We start from the raw sequence: 14,499 nt of genomic DNA on the forward strand, positions 1-14,499 counted from the left end.
ATACACCCGGTGGTAGTCAGCTGGATCAATGAAAAAAGCCCTGTTGTTTAACAGGGCCTCTATTTATATCCAGACTGCGAAGGAAAGCAGCAGTAGCAGCAACATCCACAGCAGCAGCGCCCGCCAGACCAGGCCGACTGCACTTTGCAGGGCGCGGGGTGAGGCTTCTGCGCCCGGCTGGCTTTCCAGTTCCAGGCTATCGACATCAACGGCGGTGGCATCTGCCTGCAAGACCATGGCTTTTTCTTCTGGCTCGCCCAGGCGCACGCCAAGGGCACCGCCACCGGCAGACAGGATGATACCGACCAGTTCATCCGACCAGCGGTCAGCGTAATTGCGCCAGGAGTAAACCGCGTCTTCAAAATTGCCGACCACGGCGAAGGCAACAGCAGTCAGGCGCGCCGGTATCCAGTCTATCCAGTAAAAGACTTTGGCTGCATAGACGCCAAATTCTTCGTTTTTCATGTGTTCGGGTTCATTCCAGGCGCGTGCCAGATATTCTGCTGCACGGTACATGACGGCACATGCTGGCCCTACGGGCATGAGAAACCAGAAGAACACACCAAATACATTGCGGTGTGTGGCGATTAATGAACGTTCGACGGCAAGGCGGGAAATTTCTGATACCTCCATGCCGGTCGTATCCAGATGCGTCCATTCGGCCAGATAACGCCGGGCGGTATCTTCATCGCCAGAACTCAGGGCGAGCTGTATGGAGGTGAAATAATGGCTATAGCGGCGAAAACCCAGGGTCAGATAGACGATGAGCACATTCCACAGCAAGGCAGCGATAGGATTGAGGCGCAGGCACAGCCAGTAAATCAGGGCTGTAGGCAGGGTCAGCAAGGCAATCACTATCCACCAGCCCAGGCGGCCATGCTTGACCTTGCCAGCATTGAAGGATGCTTCGATTTTGTCAGCCAGCGTCTGGATTTGCGTATAGATGGGGTTATCTGCCCGCAAGGGCTTGAGCTGCTCAATCAACAGCGCTAACAGAATGGAAATAAAGGTCATGATAGACTGGGCTTATGCTGCAGCGCAATGCTGCAAACAATCAATTTGCAAATGCGGCAAGTGTAAACCGAATTGCCCGGATTATGAAGCTTTGTTCTAGTGCTCTGAGTTATTAATTCATTCAATAACAAATCTGGAGAAATCGTTACGAGGCAAGGAGCAAAGCACAGCAAGGCTGGTGCCTTGCGCGCATTTGAGACGCAGTATCGTGGCGATTCTCGCCAGATTTGTTGAATGAATTAGTATCTCAGGGCACTAAAGGCAAGAACTTAAGACTCATGCACGCAAGAAATGAAACAGATTGCGCAGCATGCCCGCCGTTGCTCCCCAGATGAAATGCTGCTCGTAGGGCATGGCATAAAAGTGCCGTTTGCCTGCATTGTCGGGCAAATCAAAGCTACGGCGCTGGTGGTTTTTGCCGTTCATCAAAAAGTCCAGCGGCACTTCAAAAATCGAGGCGACTTCTGAAGGATCAGTACGCACCTGAAAGCCGGGGCTGATCAAGGAAACGATGGGGCTGACCTGATAGCCTGTGCCGGTCTTGTATTCTGGTAGTTGTCCCAGAATTTCGACGAATTCGCGTTGCAAGCCAATTTCTTCTTCTGCCTCACGCAAGGCAGTGGTCACCGGGTCGATATCTTCTTCCTCAAAACGCCCGCCAGGAAAGCTGATTTGGCCGGGATGATGATTAAGGTGCGCAGCCCGCTCAGTGAGTAGCATGGTCAGGCCCGCATCACGCATGACGATGGGTATCAATACCGAGGCAGGCCGGAAAGGCAGGTTTTTTGAAAAAAAACTCTCATCGACAACTTCTGGCGTCCATTCTTGCTGCTGAAGAAAGCGTTGGCGCAACCATGCGGGAGACAGATGAGCAGCAGGAACAGCAGACTCCTCACCCAAGGAATGGATAGGGAAAGTCTGGGGATCGAAAACCGGTTTACTCACAATGACTATTCGTTTTTATTGTTGATTTGCATATAGGAAAAAGTTTGCCATGGCCTGACAAAATTTCCAATAAAAAAAGGATGCCGGAGCATCCTTTTTCAATACGGCTAAAACAGATATTACTCTGCTTTTGCTGCTGCAACTTTACGTGCTGGCAATTTCTCTTTGATACGAGCAGATTTACCAGAGCGTTCACGCAGATAGTACAGCTTGGCACGACGTACGTCACCGCGACGTTTCACTTCGATAGAAGCGATCAGTGGGGAGTACAACTGGAATGTACGCTCAACGCCTTCGCCGGAAGAAATCTTACGGACGATGAAGTTGGAATTCAAACCACGGTTACGACGGGAGATAACTACGCCTTCGTAAGCCTGTGCACGTTTGCGTGTACCTTCAACAACGTTGACGTTCACAACAACTGTGTCACCTGGTGCAAAGTCAGGGATGTTTTTGCCGAGGCGAGCAATTTCTTCTTGCTCTAATTTTTGGATCAGATCCATTTTTTACTCCTATGACCATCTTGCCGACGCTGCAGAACCTGGTTCTGACTGATGCCCGGTAGAGGATGGGGTTTAACATGTGAATCAATGAAGATTCACGCTTGAAAATTTCAGCCTTGAGGCTGAAAAATACTACAAACTGCTTAAAAATTTCTCGTCGGCACGGCTCAACAAGCCTGCCGCACGCGCTGCGATGATTAAATCCGGACGCTTTAACTGACTGGCTTCCAGTGCACGCTGACGCCGCCACTTTTCGATTTCAGCATGATTACCACCCATTAACACGGCTGGCACAGCCTGGTCTTCAAAGACTTCTGGCCTGGTGTAATGCGGGCAATCCAGCAAGCCATTGACAAAACTGTCCTGCACTGCAGAGGCGTCATCATGCAAAACGCCGGGGATTTGCCGTATGACAGCATCCATCAGGGCCATGGCTGGCAATTCACCGCCGGACAAGACAAAATCGCCGAGGCTGATTTCTTCATCGACGTAATTATCCAGCAGGCGCTGATCCACTGCCTCATACCTGCCACATAACAAGACCAAGCCAGGCGTTGCCGCCAGTTGCATGACCTTTTCATGTGTCAGCGGCTTACCCTGAGGTGACAGATAAATCACTTTGGGTGCCACTGCAGACAAGGTAGTCTGACGCTCCTTGGCAGACTCGATTGCGGCCTGCAAGGGTTTTGCCAGCATCACCATACCAGGGCCGCCGCCATAAGGCCGGTCATCCACGGTACGATGCCTGTCAGTTGTAAAATCACGCGGATTCCACAGCTTTAATTCGCATTTTTGTTGCTCGAAAGCCCGCCTAGTTACACCTGATTGTGTAATGGCAGCGAACATTTCGGGGAACAGCGTAATGACATCGAACTGCATGCTTATGCCTTCTGAGAACCTATTTACGATCTTACTGCGCGAGCGTGATCGGGGCTCATGTGCTGCTCAAAATGCTCATGTACCAGAGTACATTCCGCTTTTTGCGCTGCTCTTCACCCCGCTGACGCACGCTCGCTACAGATCGCAAACAGGTTCTGAGTTCCTCACCTTAATAATCACTACCCCAGTCGACCTGGATTTTGCCTGCTTTTTGATCGACTTCCTTGACGAAAGCTTCTACAAAAGGGATCAGGCGTTCGTGTTTCGCCAGTTCATTTTCAGGTACATCCGCTGCCGCCACCCGTAAAATCGGATGCGCACCGTTGTCCATCAAATCCCTGACCACACCTAAATTCTCACCCTGAAGATTTTCCACCTGCAAACCTATCAGATCGAGCCAATAGAATTCACCGGATGCCAAAGCAGGAAAATGCTTGCGAGAAATTTGTACAGTTGCACCTTTCAGTGCTTCTGCGGCATTTCTGTCAGGCACACCCACCAGCCGCGCAACGACGTCTTCGCCCTGGATTTTAACTTCCAGACGATCGACATCACGCAACTCAGGCTTATCCAACCACCAGGTTTTTACTGACATTAATGCGTCAGCATCAGCAGAATAAGGACGTATCCTTACCCAGCCATGAATACCAAATGCTCCCGAGATATAGCCAACCAGGACCAGATCATCAGGAGCATGGACTGCAGCAGTCATGATACAGCTTGCAGCAATTAAGCTGCTGCTTTACCGGACTGAGCTACCAGGCGAGCAACTGCTGGAGACAATTGAGCGCCAACACCTTGCCAGTAAGCCAGGCGATCAGCTGCAACGCGTACTGTTTCTGCATTGCCAGTAGCTACTGGATTGTAGAAACCGATGCGCTCGATAAAGCGACCATCGCGACGATTACGTGAATCAGTTGCAACGATGTTGTAAAAAGGGCGCTTTTTTGCGCCACCACGAGCTAAACGAATAACGACCATAATATTTCCAAAAAATGTCTGAACGCGGAAAAAGCTGTAGATTATAGCCCGCTTCTTGAGCAAGTCGCAAGAACTATCCCACTTTTCCTTTCTGCAACTGCATTTTTATCTTTCAATGTGATCATTGCGACACACAGCGAGCCGCCTTCCGGCGTAGATCAATGCAAGAAAGATATCACTTGATCAATATTATCCATGCATCCGGATTGATCAACACAGTCTGGCCCGGCTTGGCTTACAATCACAGCTTCGACTTATACGACTTGCTGCAATGACATCAATCGACAAAACACCACACAAAAATAAAACCCTGGCAACCTTTCTCGCCGCCGTATTTGGCGCTATTGGCATGCATCGCTTTTACCTGAACGGCAAAAAAGATAAATGGGGCTGGCTGCACTTTGTCACCCTGCCGGTCAGCATGGTCGTACATTATTTCTATTTTGGCCAGCCAGACATCGTCCAGTACAGCCTGTTGCTGATTTCTTTCCTGGTGGCGGTGATCGAAGCCCTCGTGCTGGGCCTGACACCTGACGAGAAATGGGACGTCCGCTACAACGCCGGCTCAGGCAAGACCAGCGCATCGAACTGGCCACTGGCCTTGTTGCTGGTGCTGACAGTAGGCTTTGGCGCCACGGCCCTGATCGCGGCCATTGCCCGTACCTTTGATCTGTTATACACCGGTGGTGCTTACGGCTGATCCAATTATCAGGCGCACATTGCGAATTCGCCATATGCTCCAATTAAAAAAGCCCTCAACCTTTGTTTGAGGGCTTTTTTAAATTTCACCAACGACATTAACGAACGAACAAGGCAATCAGAATAACGATAGGAAGAGTTACTGCGCGACGCTATTTTGGGCCTGGGATGCTCGCCGTAGAGTCGTACGACTGCGCTTCCGAGCTTCCAATGCGTCAAACTAACGCCGCTCGAAACGCTTGATCATAGATTCCTTAAATATAAATAATTCGAAAGCAAGAACTGCGTCAATTTCAACTTGCGTTGGCTGACAACACAAAATGGATAGGTAAGCTAGCCGCACCGATTTCCAACCCAGATTGCGCCAGTTTGGAAACAAGTATCTCAGGCATGCCGAAACCGCTGAATATCAAACGTGGCAAACGGATACGCATAGCTTGCGCCAGTACGGATAATATTTCGGTAGGAAGCAATCCATTAAAAATAATTGCCTCCAAGTCTAATGCCGCCATCAGTGTGGCGGACATGTCGGCCAAGCCATCCACAACCCTGTCTACCCATTGTTGAATAAGATTGGCAGGTATCTTTCGTTCATATAATTCACGAATGTGCGTTGGCGGATTTTCCATATGCTCTTTTAAGAACAGCAATAAATCCCGTCCAGAAGCGCGCGTTCCTTCATAGGGGAAAGCCCCTCCAAATTCGCCAGCCCTGCCAAACGCGCCACGATATAGCTGACGATTCAGGATCAAGCCACCACCAAGCCCAAAAGCAATATGAATAGATGCGAAATGGCGCAAAGACTGCCCAGCCCCAAAATAGGCATCAGCCAAAGTTGCAGCTTTTGCGCTATTTTCAAACCAGACAGGCACGCCAAGCAAAGTGCTAAAAAATGGTTCCAACTCAATGTTTTTCCAAGCGTGGAACTCGTCCGGCAAGAGATGTGGAGGCTCACTAGGCAAACCAGAACCTAATGCGCTCAATGCCAGACCTGGCATACATATGCCAGCCCCCAGAAAACGGTCCGCAGGAATCTGGCACTCCGTCAATAATTGTCTGAGTAATTGTGCACTTAACTCACCGATGAATTTAGGCTCTGGATAATCTAAAGGTCGCGTTATCGTTCCCTTGACCCCTCCAGACAGATCCACCACACAAACAGACAAATATTCTGATTGAAGAGAAATTCCTGCTGAATAGGCGCCATCAGGATGTATAGCAACCAACTGTGCCGGCTTGCCGGGATATCCATCCCTTACCTTATGCAGCTCACGCAAAATACCTAATGACGTCAGTGTCTGCGTAATTTTCGTCAGCGTTGGCGCACCCAGATCCATATCACGAGCGATACTGGCCCGCGACATAGCTCCCCTCTGACGCAAAAGATCAATGACACGACGTTCGTTAATTCCAATCTGAGAGATCATTAGTGTATTGCACTTAAATGAGTTGAATAACAAGGAAAAAGCGAACAAAAAAGGATGAAATGATAACTAAGGGAGCGAATTGTAGCATGTGCTCCTATTCCACTGACTTTCTTCTCATTGCAAAAACTTCACTCTCAAAAAATGGAAAATCACCCAATTCAACTATCACTTCCAAGTAAAAACTGTGGTCTGAATTCCGTCATATCGTTAAAAAGACAGTATTCAGGAGCTTGTAATTCAATCACCGGAATCGTTTTCTTTAATTGTCTTAATAATTTCTGAAAATTCGCCTGATATGCCTTTTCTTCAGATTCGGAAAATTGGCGGACGTAATATCCGAATGTGGTATGAAATTCATAGCCATCGTGGTTAGCGTGCCGAACCCCAATCGCTTTTGAAATAATGTCACGCAACTCATATAGCCTCCTGGTTTCGGCATCATTCATGCCACGTAAGCGAATTGAAAAACGGGATTGATAGGCTGGAGTTTCATCTATTACCATACGAAAAGGTGCCATCGGTTGCAGTTTCAAACCCCGAAGCTTTTCTGCGACATAATTGTTGCACGCTTCCATACTCGCGTCCAAAGGCAAGCCATGGGGCCAATCGCCTGGACGGCGTTGTTCATCGGTAACGCCATCAAATACAGTCATGTGATAAGAGCTGGCCGGCAGGAACGTAACGTTATGATCTCCGGTATTTGCCCTGAATTCTGCGTAAGCCGCAACCATTTCATCGAACACCTTGCTTGGCCGTGGAATGTGGCAAATCACTGTATTACCAGGGTAACGCTGAACTTTTCCATTCAGGTCAAATTTTTTGTGTGGCCCTGTATTGTTCGCTTTGACTCTGGGCACTGGGAGGCAATTGCTTGCGTCAACAGACGAAGTTTCAGCATTTCCAACTGCTGGCGCTACAGCCAGCAAACTGGCGGAACTGTAGCCTATCATATTGAGAAACTGACGACGGGAATAAATCATATAGATATCTCTTGCAATGGGTGGTAGTGGTTTGTGGTTTAGAAAAAGCGTAATCTGGCCAGCAATTGGCTCGTTTTATTGTGGAGAAAGGAAATAATCAGAATAGGGAAAATCAGAAGAAGGCATGCAACAGCCGCCTGGGGGAAGGACGCTGTCGCTCCATCCAGCAAAAAATATAATCTGACGGGCAAGGTTTCTGTCACTGGTGCGCCGACCACAAAGCTGCGGTCAAAGTCTTCAAAACTGGTAACTGCAGCAAGCATTCCTACCGTCATCAAGGCTTTTGATGACATAGGCAACAACACGTACACCGTCGCCTTCCATGAACTGGCCCCCAACGACCGGGCAGCCCACCATATTTCAGCAGGAAAACGCTGAAAACTTGCAGTCAGCACCCGTATCGTGAGTGGCAATACGCCTATGATCTGGGCAAGTATTACAGCGCCCACGCTATAGGCGATGTCAAGTGTCAGAAATAATCGCCCTAACCCAGCTGCAACCAGCAAACCAGGAACAATCAGCGGTGCAAGGATAAATAACTCCACTCCCCGCCTGAATGATGCATTCGACCGGCTGAGGGCCCAGGCTGCCGGTATGGCGAATACCATGTTCGCAACTGTTACCAGACAAGTTATACCTATGCTCCGCAGCAAGGCAGCCAGCAGGGATGCATCTAGTCCGGCGTCAATCCAATGTCTCCATGTGAATTGAGATGGAAATAAACTATCCGAAAACCAGGTATCTGATACAGACCATAAAATCAGAACGGTTAGCGGCAATACCAAAGACATGCCCAGGACTATCCACACAATAACCACTGTGGCAGATCGTGACAATTGTAGAAAAATCGTTTTCATTGCACGCACTTCCATCACTGCACCCTGTCCTGATTGTATTGATGAATGAATACGTCGTAGAAATATAAGATAAGGACAGAACACAGACTCAGCACAACACCGATAGCACAAACCTCGTTCCAGCTTCCCTCGCGAAATGCATCAACCATCATGACAGACAGTGGTGCCGGGAAAATGGGACCAATGATTTGTGGAATCGCATAGGCACCAAGTAATTTAATAAAACTTAAAACCATTGCAGCCGAGATGCCAGGCCATGCAAGCGGAAGCTGGACATGCCAGAAGGTCATCCATTGATTTGCCCCCAAAGAACGCGAAGCATTTAGCAATAAAGGAGATATCGATGAAAGAGTTGCACCGATCAACAGACTCATGAAGGGCAATTCCTTTATAGCCAGTGCCAGAATAGCGCCCAATCCCAGGTAATCACGGATAATCCTGGGCGTATCTACATTCACGAACCGGGAAACCAACCCACCCTGATCGAACAAAGCCAGCATCACAAATGCCAGAACAATGCCCGGCATGGCAACAGGTATTTTAAATAAAATCAAGAACCAATCACGTCCGAAAAAGTCTCTTTGCAATTGCATGGCAATACCAATACTCAGAGGAAGTGCCAGCAATACAGGGACAACGCTGTAGTACAACGACATGATCAAACCTGTTCTTTTTGTCCGATCAGTCAGTACATTCAGCAGCAAAGAAAGATCCCAGTTTTGATTCAAGTGCACATCAATATTGAGACTGCTAAAAATCACCCAGAACATAGGGACACCAAACAGAGCAATCAATAGAATCGCTGTTGGAAGCAACAACATCAGTACTGAAGAATTCGTCAAAGGAAGTTCATGTCGCATGGAATTCATCCTGCAAGACATGTATAAAAGATTGATTCACGTTCAAACGAACACGTGTACCTATACCTAGTTTGTCATTGGCGTTCAACATATCTGCCTGCCAACGCTCCCCTGCGGCAGACACTATATAGCTAGTAATTTGTCCGCGGTATTGCCTTTCTTCAATGATGCCTTCTCCTGATTGGTCCGCATATAACATCAGATTTTCAGGACGCAACATGACAGTCACTCTTGATGTCTTTGCTGCCTGATTCAACTTGATGAATGCCCCCAAGGCAGTATGCCAACGCTGGCATCATCTTTATTGACATCAATATGGAATAACTTTGCCTGACCAAGAAAACTGGCAGTGAATGCTGTGCGAGGAGTGACATACATCTGTTCAGGCGTTCCCGTTTCAATCAGCCGTCCGCGCTCCAATATCGCTACCCGGTCTGCTAGTATCATCGCATCGTCCTGATCATGGGTCACATATAAGCAGGTCATTCTCAGGTTGCGCTGTAGCTGTCGAACCTCTTCCCGCAACTGTATCCGCAATCCACTGTCCAGGCTGGAGAAAGGCTCATCCAGTAACAATAACGATGGCCGCATGACTAATGCTCTTGCCATTGCAATACGTTGTTGTTGTCCGCCTGAAAGCTGATGTGGCTTTCTGTCAAGGAAAGCACCGATATGACACATCTCCACAATTTCATCTATGCGTTGAAATTGTTCCTTCAACGGTACCTTCTTCATTCTGAGGCCGAATTTCAGATTATTCAGTACATCAAGGTGGGGAAATAAAGCATGATGCTGAAACATCATCGCCACGTCTCTTTTATCGGGTGGAAGCTGATCTATGCGACAGGCATCAAGAATAATTTCACCCCCACTGGGTTTCTGTATGCCCATCAACACGCGCAACAAGGTGGATTTCCCACTCCCTGACGAGCCAAGGATCACCATGCACTCTCCCAAAGATAATTCAAGATCGAGGGAATGCAATATGGTAGTCATGCCAAAAGAAGCGCTGACGCTACGTAACTGAAGACTCATGACGGATCGTCTTTCTGAAGTACATTTTCAACAAAGGCATCAACCAGCGCTTGTACAACTTGAGGAGATGGCCATGATGTTGACCGCTCAACAATTTGCTTTTCGCTGATCTGGTTGATGATGACCTGCGAATGATCAAGATTGCGTCGCGCACTGCGTGACGCATTCTTTTCGAGCTTCCATTGCTGTATCTCTTCAGACAATGCAAAATCAATGAACAAAGCTGCAGCGGCGACATGTCTCGCTCCTGTAGGAATAAACAAACCATCCATTCCCCCGGCAAGCCATCCGAAGGAATAATCATTCTGAACGTTGAAGGCAATTGTTTGTTCATGATGAAGGTGTAGGCCTGATCTTCCCATATGGCGGCAATCGAAGCGCGCCCATTAGCAATCAGTCTCAAGCTTTCTGCATTTCCGTTCGTGATCTCTGACAGCGAACGAAGTTTTCGCAACCATTCCCAGGCTTGAGCAAAGCATCCACTTTCACGCATCCAAAGACGGATACTCTGGGCAGATGCAGCATAATCGTTGGCTTCAAAGCGTTTTAGACAAGCAACTGACATCGTGTGTCTTGCCACTGCAACCAGCAACGCCCGACCACTTCCCCCTCGCAAAGGGGAGGACCAGGCAAAACGCCCAGGGTGAGCCTCAACCCATGTCATTAGCGCGTCAAGCGATTGAGGCACGGCTTCATTGCTCATCACCACACTGTCGTAGCCAAGAGCAGCCTGATTGCGATGAAAAGGCATGAAACGACCTTCATGGTCAATGCCCTGATTTTGTTGAAGCGCATCCAAATCGTAAAACATGGCTTCTGGCAAGCGATCAGCCAAAGATATGTCAAGTAATAATCCCTGACTCTTATAGGCAGGTAAATGAGCACCGCTAGTAAAAAATACATCTACGGGTGCCGGGCGTTGGGCTACATGCGCAGCCATCAACTGTTGGTGAGCCACGTTATCCTGGACATTGCGCAAAATGACTCTTACACCATACTTGGCTTCAAACCGGGGAATAACAATGTTTGACCAGAGTGCGGGGAACGATGCAGCATGGTTATATAAGATGAGCTGCGATTCCTGTCGCGCCAAAGGAACAATGTTCCGATAAAAATCTTCCCGCGATGTTTCTTTTAGCATCTGTAAGACGAACTGCTCATCAGGATTCTTATGCAAACGGGTAGGAAGCAGATGTTCTGCAATGGCCAGCAACAGCCCGCCCAGCAGCAATAGCAGGGCGGCGACGCTCAATATTCGGCTGGGATACATGGTTCTCTTTGCCCGATTACATTTGCCACTTAGCTCCAAGCCACAATGTACGACTGACAAGATAGGTATCTTTCAGCAAGTCACGATTCACCCCCGTTAAGCTGGTGACTCCTTTTGAAGTCAAATTCTTTACTTCAGCGAATATTGTCAGGTTTTTATTCCAGCGATAACGGGTTGAAAAATCGACCTGTGAACGCTCTTTCCAGAATACATCATTCCAGGGAGCGTTGACATCGACTGCCCGCAAACTCTTGCCTGTATAGTTAAATGCAAGACGTGCTTCCAGTCCCTTGTCGATATAAAAAATCGATAGATTGGCGATGGCATCTGGCTGTCCCAGCAATCGATCAATCGATCTCACTGACTTGTCTGTTTTTGTCACATCAAGCTTACCCTTCATCCATGTCAGATTGGAGGACAGTCCAAAATTACTTAACTTAGGGTGGATGTCTTGTAAAGAATTCAGCAGGAACCCTACCTCTATCCCTGTAACATGAGCGCCACTAGAGTTTTGTGGCTGACTGATCGTGGCAGAACGGGTTGTTCCATCACTGTAAAGATATGGCTGGTTCGTTGCCGTCGCGGTGTAAATTTCGTTATCAATTTTCTTGTCAAAAACAGCCAGCGAAATAAGGCCGTCACGCAGATATCTCTCAACAGACAAATCCAGATTGATGGACTCACGCGGCTTAATATCCGGATTTCCTTTAGAGACACTTAATGTACCGTCATTTGCTTCCGACACTGATATTCTAGGTGCGTAAAAAGAGAAATCGGGCCGGCCGATTGTTTTCGCGACAGCAGCACGTACTTTAAGGTTTTTCTCAATATCATATGAGGTGGAAAAGGATGGCAAGAGATAGTGATACGAGGCGCTCGCGGAAACCGGTGCCCAATTTGCTATACCACTCTTGGTCACGGATTGATTACCGGTTGTTGCAATGTCAGACATATCGTACCGCACACCAAATAGAGAGCGAGATTTTTGAGTGTTGTACCCAGTCATCACATACGCTGATTGCAGCAACTCTTTAAATGTGTAGTCGTCTTGTAAGAATTGAGCGGTATTAGTCACGTTGTTGGCTGTCATGTAGCCAGGGTTATTTACTAATTGTTGCCTTGCTTTTGCCGGATCTATAATCAATAGCGGCAAACCTCCGCTTGATGGAAGAATGGAATTGGTGACAGAAAGAATACCTTCCGCAGTCAGGCCAGCCCGGCTTGGCCCCTGATCGAACTGATTACTGTCGTAATTGAAGCGATTCATGGTGCGGCCTAAACCTGCACCCACTCCCCATCCCTTACTTTCCTCATCCAGATTCTTTTTCCAATCCAGACGTGTGTCATCCAGGCGATTATCCATCTGAATATTAGAACCATCACGGTAATAGTCAGCCAACCACTTGCTGGCGTCAGTCCAATTGGCAGGATTCGTCAAGTAAATAACCGGCTGACCATTGACCATGTTGTACGTATTTGCCAGACTTGCCACATCTGTTGTTGAGGGCAATTTTCCACTACCATTAAATTTCAGACCCTGGATGTATTTGTACATTGTTCTGATTTCAGTCGAACTTGCTTTAGACCAGCCATGACGGAACGATAATTGCTGGTCGCCCTGAAAACTCCAGTCTCCGCCCAATTGCAGTACGTTGGTAGTTCGTTTTTGTGGCTGGTCGGAATAACCAAGCTCCGCCTCACCGGTAGCAAAACGTCCTGAATTTGCCGTTTGTTCTAAAGGTGTACCTGATAAAGTGGTACTGATATAGTTTTCGTTGCGAGTTTCTTTTAAGGTTGTCTGGTATTTGCCAAAGGTAATGAAGCCAGATAAATCTGCTGATGGTTTCGCTTCCAGCTTGCCTGTAATACCCTGACGCTCGCGCGAATCCTGAAACCAGAAATATTTATTGTTTTGTGGGACGGCATAACCATTGCTGAGTGAAGGGTCGGTGACTTTCGTCCCTGTGTTACTGAAATAATTATAGTAAACGGAATCCGTCGTTGCATGACCAACCGTATAGGTGTCCACTCTTTCCTTGTATGCCCCAACGGAAAAACCGTATTGATTATCTGCTCCCCAGGTATTCGAAATACTGAATCCTCCCTTCTTCGGCAATCCATCATCAGAAAAAGGCTCGCCGTGATTGCTAACGTTACCAGCAGCCAAGGACATCGAAGCATGAAAACCACCGCCTTTGGCAAAGGCGCTACGAGTTACCACATTGGTACTTCCGCCGATTGCATTCGGATTAAGATCGGGAGTCCATGTTTTAAACACTTCCAAACGGTCTATCATGGATGAAGGCAATAAATCAAGGCGGGCACCGCGCACTGTGTTTGAATCAACAGAAGCGATCCCCAGACCATCAACTGTCGTGTTGTTATAGCGCGCATCTAATCCACGCAGCACTGGACGTTCAGCCTCATCCCGGCCATGCACGTTGTCATTATTAAATGTCACAGAAGCACCAGGAATGCGCCGCAGGGTTTCTGCAACAGTCGAGTCTGGTAATTGCTGGACATCATCAGCCGCAACCGAATCCATAATACGGGTGGAAGCTTGTTTGCTGGCGATGGCCCGGCGTGAAGCCAGACGCTGCCCGCTGACGGTAACGGTTTCCAATTCTGGCGACGCTGCCCCTGCTGCTGTTTCAGTGCTGGTTTGTGCCTGTACGAAAAGAGGAATAGCGAAAATGATCGCTGCCGAAATCGGTTTAAGCTTCCATTCTGGATGACATTTTCTGTGCGACATAGTAACTTCCATGAGTGTTATTAAAAATAGTCGTAATTACTTCACACAAAGAATATATTATTTTTTTATGACATTGAAATGACATTGAAATGTCATTTCAATGAACAGAAACACTTAACCATCTGACAAAATACCTATACAAACTCGTATTTCTATCTAAATTCAGATTTCCATTTCATATTTTAATTTTCAATTAGTTAATTAATTATTTTAACTAATTACCGGAAATTTCATGAGTAGCGCGGAAACAAAAAAATCAAATGCGTTTAAGGTATTTGGGATAGGCGCCAGATTGCA

15 protein-coding genes are annotated in these 14,499 nt (G+C 47.7%); 1 reads left to right on the forward strand and 14 read right to left on the reverse strand.

What is annotated here, in order from left to right; genetic code table 11:
* Positions 1 to 63 precede the first annotated feature (63 nt).
* From UNDKW_RS16920 to rpsP, 6 genes are all read right to left on the reverse strand, one after another.
* Positions 64 to 1,014, reverse strand: coding sequence for a CobD/CbiB family protein (locus tag UNDKW_RS16920; protein ID WP_162042128.1), 951 nt, complete (start codon positions 1,012 to 1,014; stop codon positions 64 to 66).
* A 276-nt stretch (positions 1,015 to 1,290) separates the two neighbouring features.
* Positions 1,291 to 1,959 (reverse strand): CoA pyrophosphatase, encoded by a 669-nt coding sequence (locus tag UNDKW_RS16925; protein ID WP_162059624.1) that lies wholly within the window; start codon positions 1,957 to 1,959, stop codon positions 1,291 to 1,293.
* Between the two features lie 119 nt (positions 1,960 to 2,078).
* Positions 2,079 to 2,462 carry a 50S ribosomal protein L19 gene (gene rplS, locus UNDKW_RS16930; protein WP_162042130.1) on the reverse strand — a complete coding sequence of 128 codons (384 nt, stop codon included), beginning with the start codon at positions 2,460 to 2,462 and terminating at the stop codon, positions 2,079 to 2,081.
* A 132-nt stretch (positions 2,463 to 2,594) separates the two neighbouring features.
* On the reverse strand, positions 2,595 to 3,341 hold the full coding sequence (gene trmD / locus UNDKW_RS16935; RefSeq protein WP_162059625.1) for a tRNA (guanosine(37)-N1)-methyltransferase TrmD: 747 nt from the start codon (positions 3,339 to 3,341) through the stop codon (positions 2,595 to 2,597).
* A gap of 169 nt (positions 3,342 to 3,510) precedes the next feature.
* Entirely contained in the window at positions 3,511 to 4,053 is a 543-nt protein-coding gene (gene rimM, locus UNDKW_RS16940) for a ribosome maturation factor RimM (RefSeq protein WP_162059626.1), read from the reverse strand.
* Positions 4,054 to 4,070: 17 nt separating this feature from the next.
* Complete coding sequence (rpsP, locus tag UNDKW_RS16945; RefSeq protein WP_110255824.1) at positions 4,071 to 4,322, reverse strand: 30S ribosomal protein S16; 252 nt, start codon at positions 4,320 to 4,322, stop codon at positions 4,071 to 4,073.
* Positions 4,323 to 4,593: 271 nt separating this feature from the next.
* Between rpsP and UNDKW_RS16950 the strand changes: the two genes are divergently transcribed.
* The gene (locus UNDKW_RS16950; protein ID WP_162059627.1) at positions 4,594 to 5,022 is read left to right on the forward strand and encodes an NINE protein; all 429 of its coding nucleotides are present in this window, start codon (positions 4,594 to 4,596) and stop codon (positions 5,020 to 5,022) included.
* A 292-nt stretch (positions 5,023 to 5,314) separates the two neighbouring features.
* On the opposite strand, the gene UNDKW_RS16955 is transcribed toward UNDKW_RS16950, so the two are convergent.
* The 8 genes from UNDKW_RS16955 to UNDKW_RS16990 form a co-directional block, all read right to left on the reverse strand.
* Positions 5,315 to 6,448: an ROK family protein gene (locus UNDKW_RS16955; protein WP_162059628.1), complete on the reverse strand. Its 1,134-nt coding sequence runs from the start codon at positions 6,446 to 6,448 to the stop codon at positions 5,315 to 5,317.
* Between the two features lie 158 nt (positions 6,449 to 6,606).
* A complete protein-coding gene (locus UNDKW_RS16960) occupies positions 6,607 to 7,428 on the reverse strand; it encodes a DUF1868 domain-containing protein (RefSeq protein ID WP_162059629.1) in 822 nt (273 codons plus the stop codon).
* Positions 7,429 to 7,466: 38 nt separating this feature from the next.
* A complete protein-coding gene (locus UNDKW_RS16965) occupies positions 7,467 to 8,300 on the reverse strand; it encodes an ABC transporter permease (protein WP_162059630.1) in 834 nt (277 codons plus the stop codon).
* Entirely contained in the window at positions 8,300 to 9,145 is an 846-nt protein-coding gene (locus UNDKW_RS16970; protein ID WP_162059631.1) for an ABC transporter permease, read from the reverse strand. Before UNDKW_RS16970 ends, UNDKW_RS16965 begins: the two co-directional genes overlap by 1 nt.
* The gene (locus UNDKW_RS16975) at positions 9,135 to 9,365 is read right to left on the reverse strand and encodes a TOBE domain-containing protein (protein WP_162059632.1); all 231 of its coding nucleotides are present in this window, start codon (positions 9,363 to 9,365) and stop codon (positions 9,135 to 9,137) included. Before UNDKW_RS16975 ends, UNDKW_RS16970 begins: the two co-directional genes overlap by 11 nt.
* 32 nt (positions 9,366 to 9,397) lie before the next feature.
* A complete protein-coding gene (locus UNDKW_RS16980; RefSeq protein ID WP_162059633.1) occupies positions 9,398 to 10,180 on the reverse strand; it encodes an ABC transporter ATP-binding protein in 783 nt (260 codons plus the stop codon).
* Positions 10,161 to 11,450: an extracellular solute-binding protein gene (locus UNDKW_RS16985; protein WP_162059634.1), complete on the reverse strand. Its 1,290-nt coding sequence runs from the start codon at positions 11,448 to 11,450 to the stop codon at positions 10,161 to 10,163. The genes UNDKW_RS16980 and UNDKW_RS16985 overlap by 20 nt, the downstream gene beginning before the upstream one ends.
* Before the next feature lie 16 nt (positions 11,451 to 11,466).
* Positions 11,467 to 14,214 carry a TonB-dependent receptor gene (locus UNDKW_RS16990; RefSeq protein ID WP_162059635.1) on the reverse strand — a complete coding sequence of 916 codons (2,748 nt, stop codon included), beginning with the start codon at positions 14,212 to 14,214 and terminating at the stop codon, positions 11,467 to 11,469.
* Positions 14,215 to 14,499 lie beyond the last annotated feature (285 nt).

Origin of the sequence: Undibacterium sp. KW1 (genome assembly GCF_009937955.1) — a bacterium.
In the GTDB taxonomy this organism is placed as follows: Bacteria; Pseudomonadota; Gammaproteobacteria; order Burkholderiales; family Burkholderiaceae_D; genus Undibacterium.

What these genes read in the sequence shown, in the direction of transcription:
- rimM (WP_162059626.1), bottom strand. Translation starts at nt 4,053, where the DNA reads ATGACTGCTGCAGTCCATGCTCCTGATGATCTGGTCCTGGTTGGCTAT.
- rplS (WP_162042130.1), bottom strand. Translation starts at nt 2,462, where the DNA reads ATGGATCTGATCCAAAAATTAGAGCAAGAAGAAATTGCTCGCCTCGGC.
- UNDKW_RS16920 (WP_162042128.1), bottom strand. Translation starts at nt 1,014, where the DNA reads ATGACCTTTATTTCCATTCTGTTAGCGCTGTTGATTGAGCAGCTCAAG.
- rpsP (WP_110255824.1), bottom strand. Translation starts at nt 4,322, where the DNA reads ATGGTCGTTATTCGTTTAGCTCGTGGTGGCGCAAAAAAGCGCCCTTTT.
- UNDKW_RS16970 (WP_162059631.1), bottom strand. Translation starts at nt 9,145, where the DNA reads ATGCGACATGAACTTCCTTTGACGAATTCTTCAGTACTGATGTTGTTG.
- UNDKW_RS16975 (WP_162059632.1), bottom strand. Translation starts at nt 9,365, where the DNA reads ATGTTGCGTCCTGAAAATCTGATGTTATATGCGGACCAATCAGGAGAA.
- UNDKW_RS16960 (WP_162059629.1), bottom strand. Translation starts at nt 7,428, where the DNA reads ATGATTTATTCCCGTCGTCAGTTTCTCAATATGATAGGCTACAGTTCC.
- trmD (WP_162059625.1), bottom strand. Translation starts at nt 3,341, where the DNA reads ATGCAGTTCGATGTCATTACGCTGTTCCCCGAAATGTTCGCTGCCATT.
- UNDKW_RS16965 (WP_162059630.1), bottom strand. Translation starts at nt 8,300, where the DNA reads ATGGAAGTGCGTGCAATGAAAACGATTTTTCTACAATTGTCACGATCT.
- UNDKW_RS16980 (WP_162059633.1), bottom strand. Translation starts at nt 10,180, where the DNA reads ATGAGTCTTCAGTTACGTAGCGTCAGCGCTTCTTTTGGCATGACTACC.
- UNDKW_RS16955 (WP_162059628.1), bottom strand. Translation starts at nt 6,448, where the DNA reads ATGATCTCTCAGATTGGAATTAACGAACGTCGTGTCATTGATCTTTTG.
- UNDKW_RS16990 (WP_162059635.1), bottom strand. Translation starts at nt 14,214, where the DNA reads ATGGAAGTTACTATGTCGCACAGAAAATGTCATCCAGAATGGAAGCTT.
- UNDKW_RS16985 (WP_162059634.1), bottom strand. Translation starts at nt 11,450, where the DNA reads ATGTATCCCAGCCGAATATTGAGCGTCGCCGCCCTGCTATTGCTGCTG.
- UNDKW_RS16950 (WP_162059627.1), top strand. Translation starts at nt 4,594, where the DNA reads ATGACATCAATCGACAAAACACCACACAAAAATAAAACCCTGGCAACC.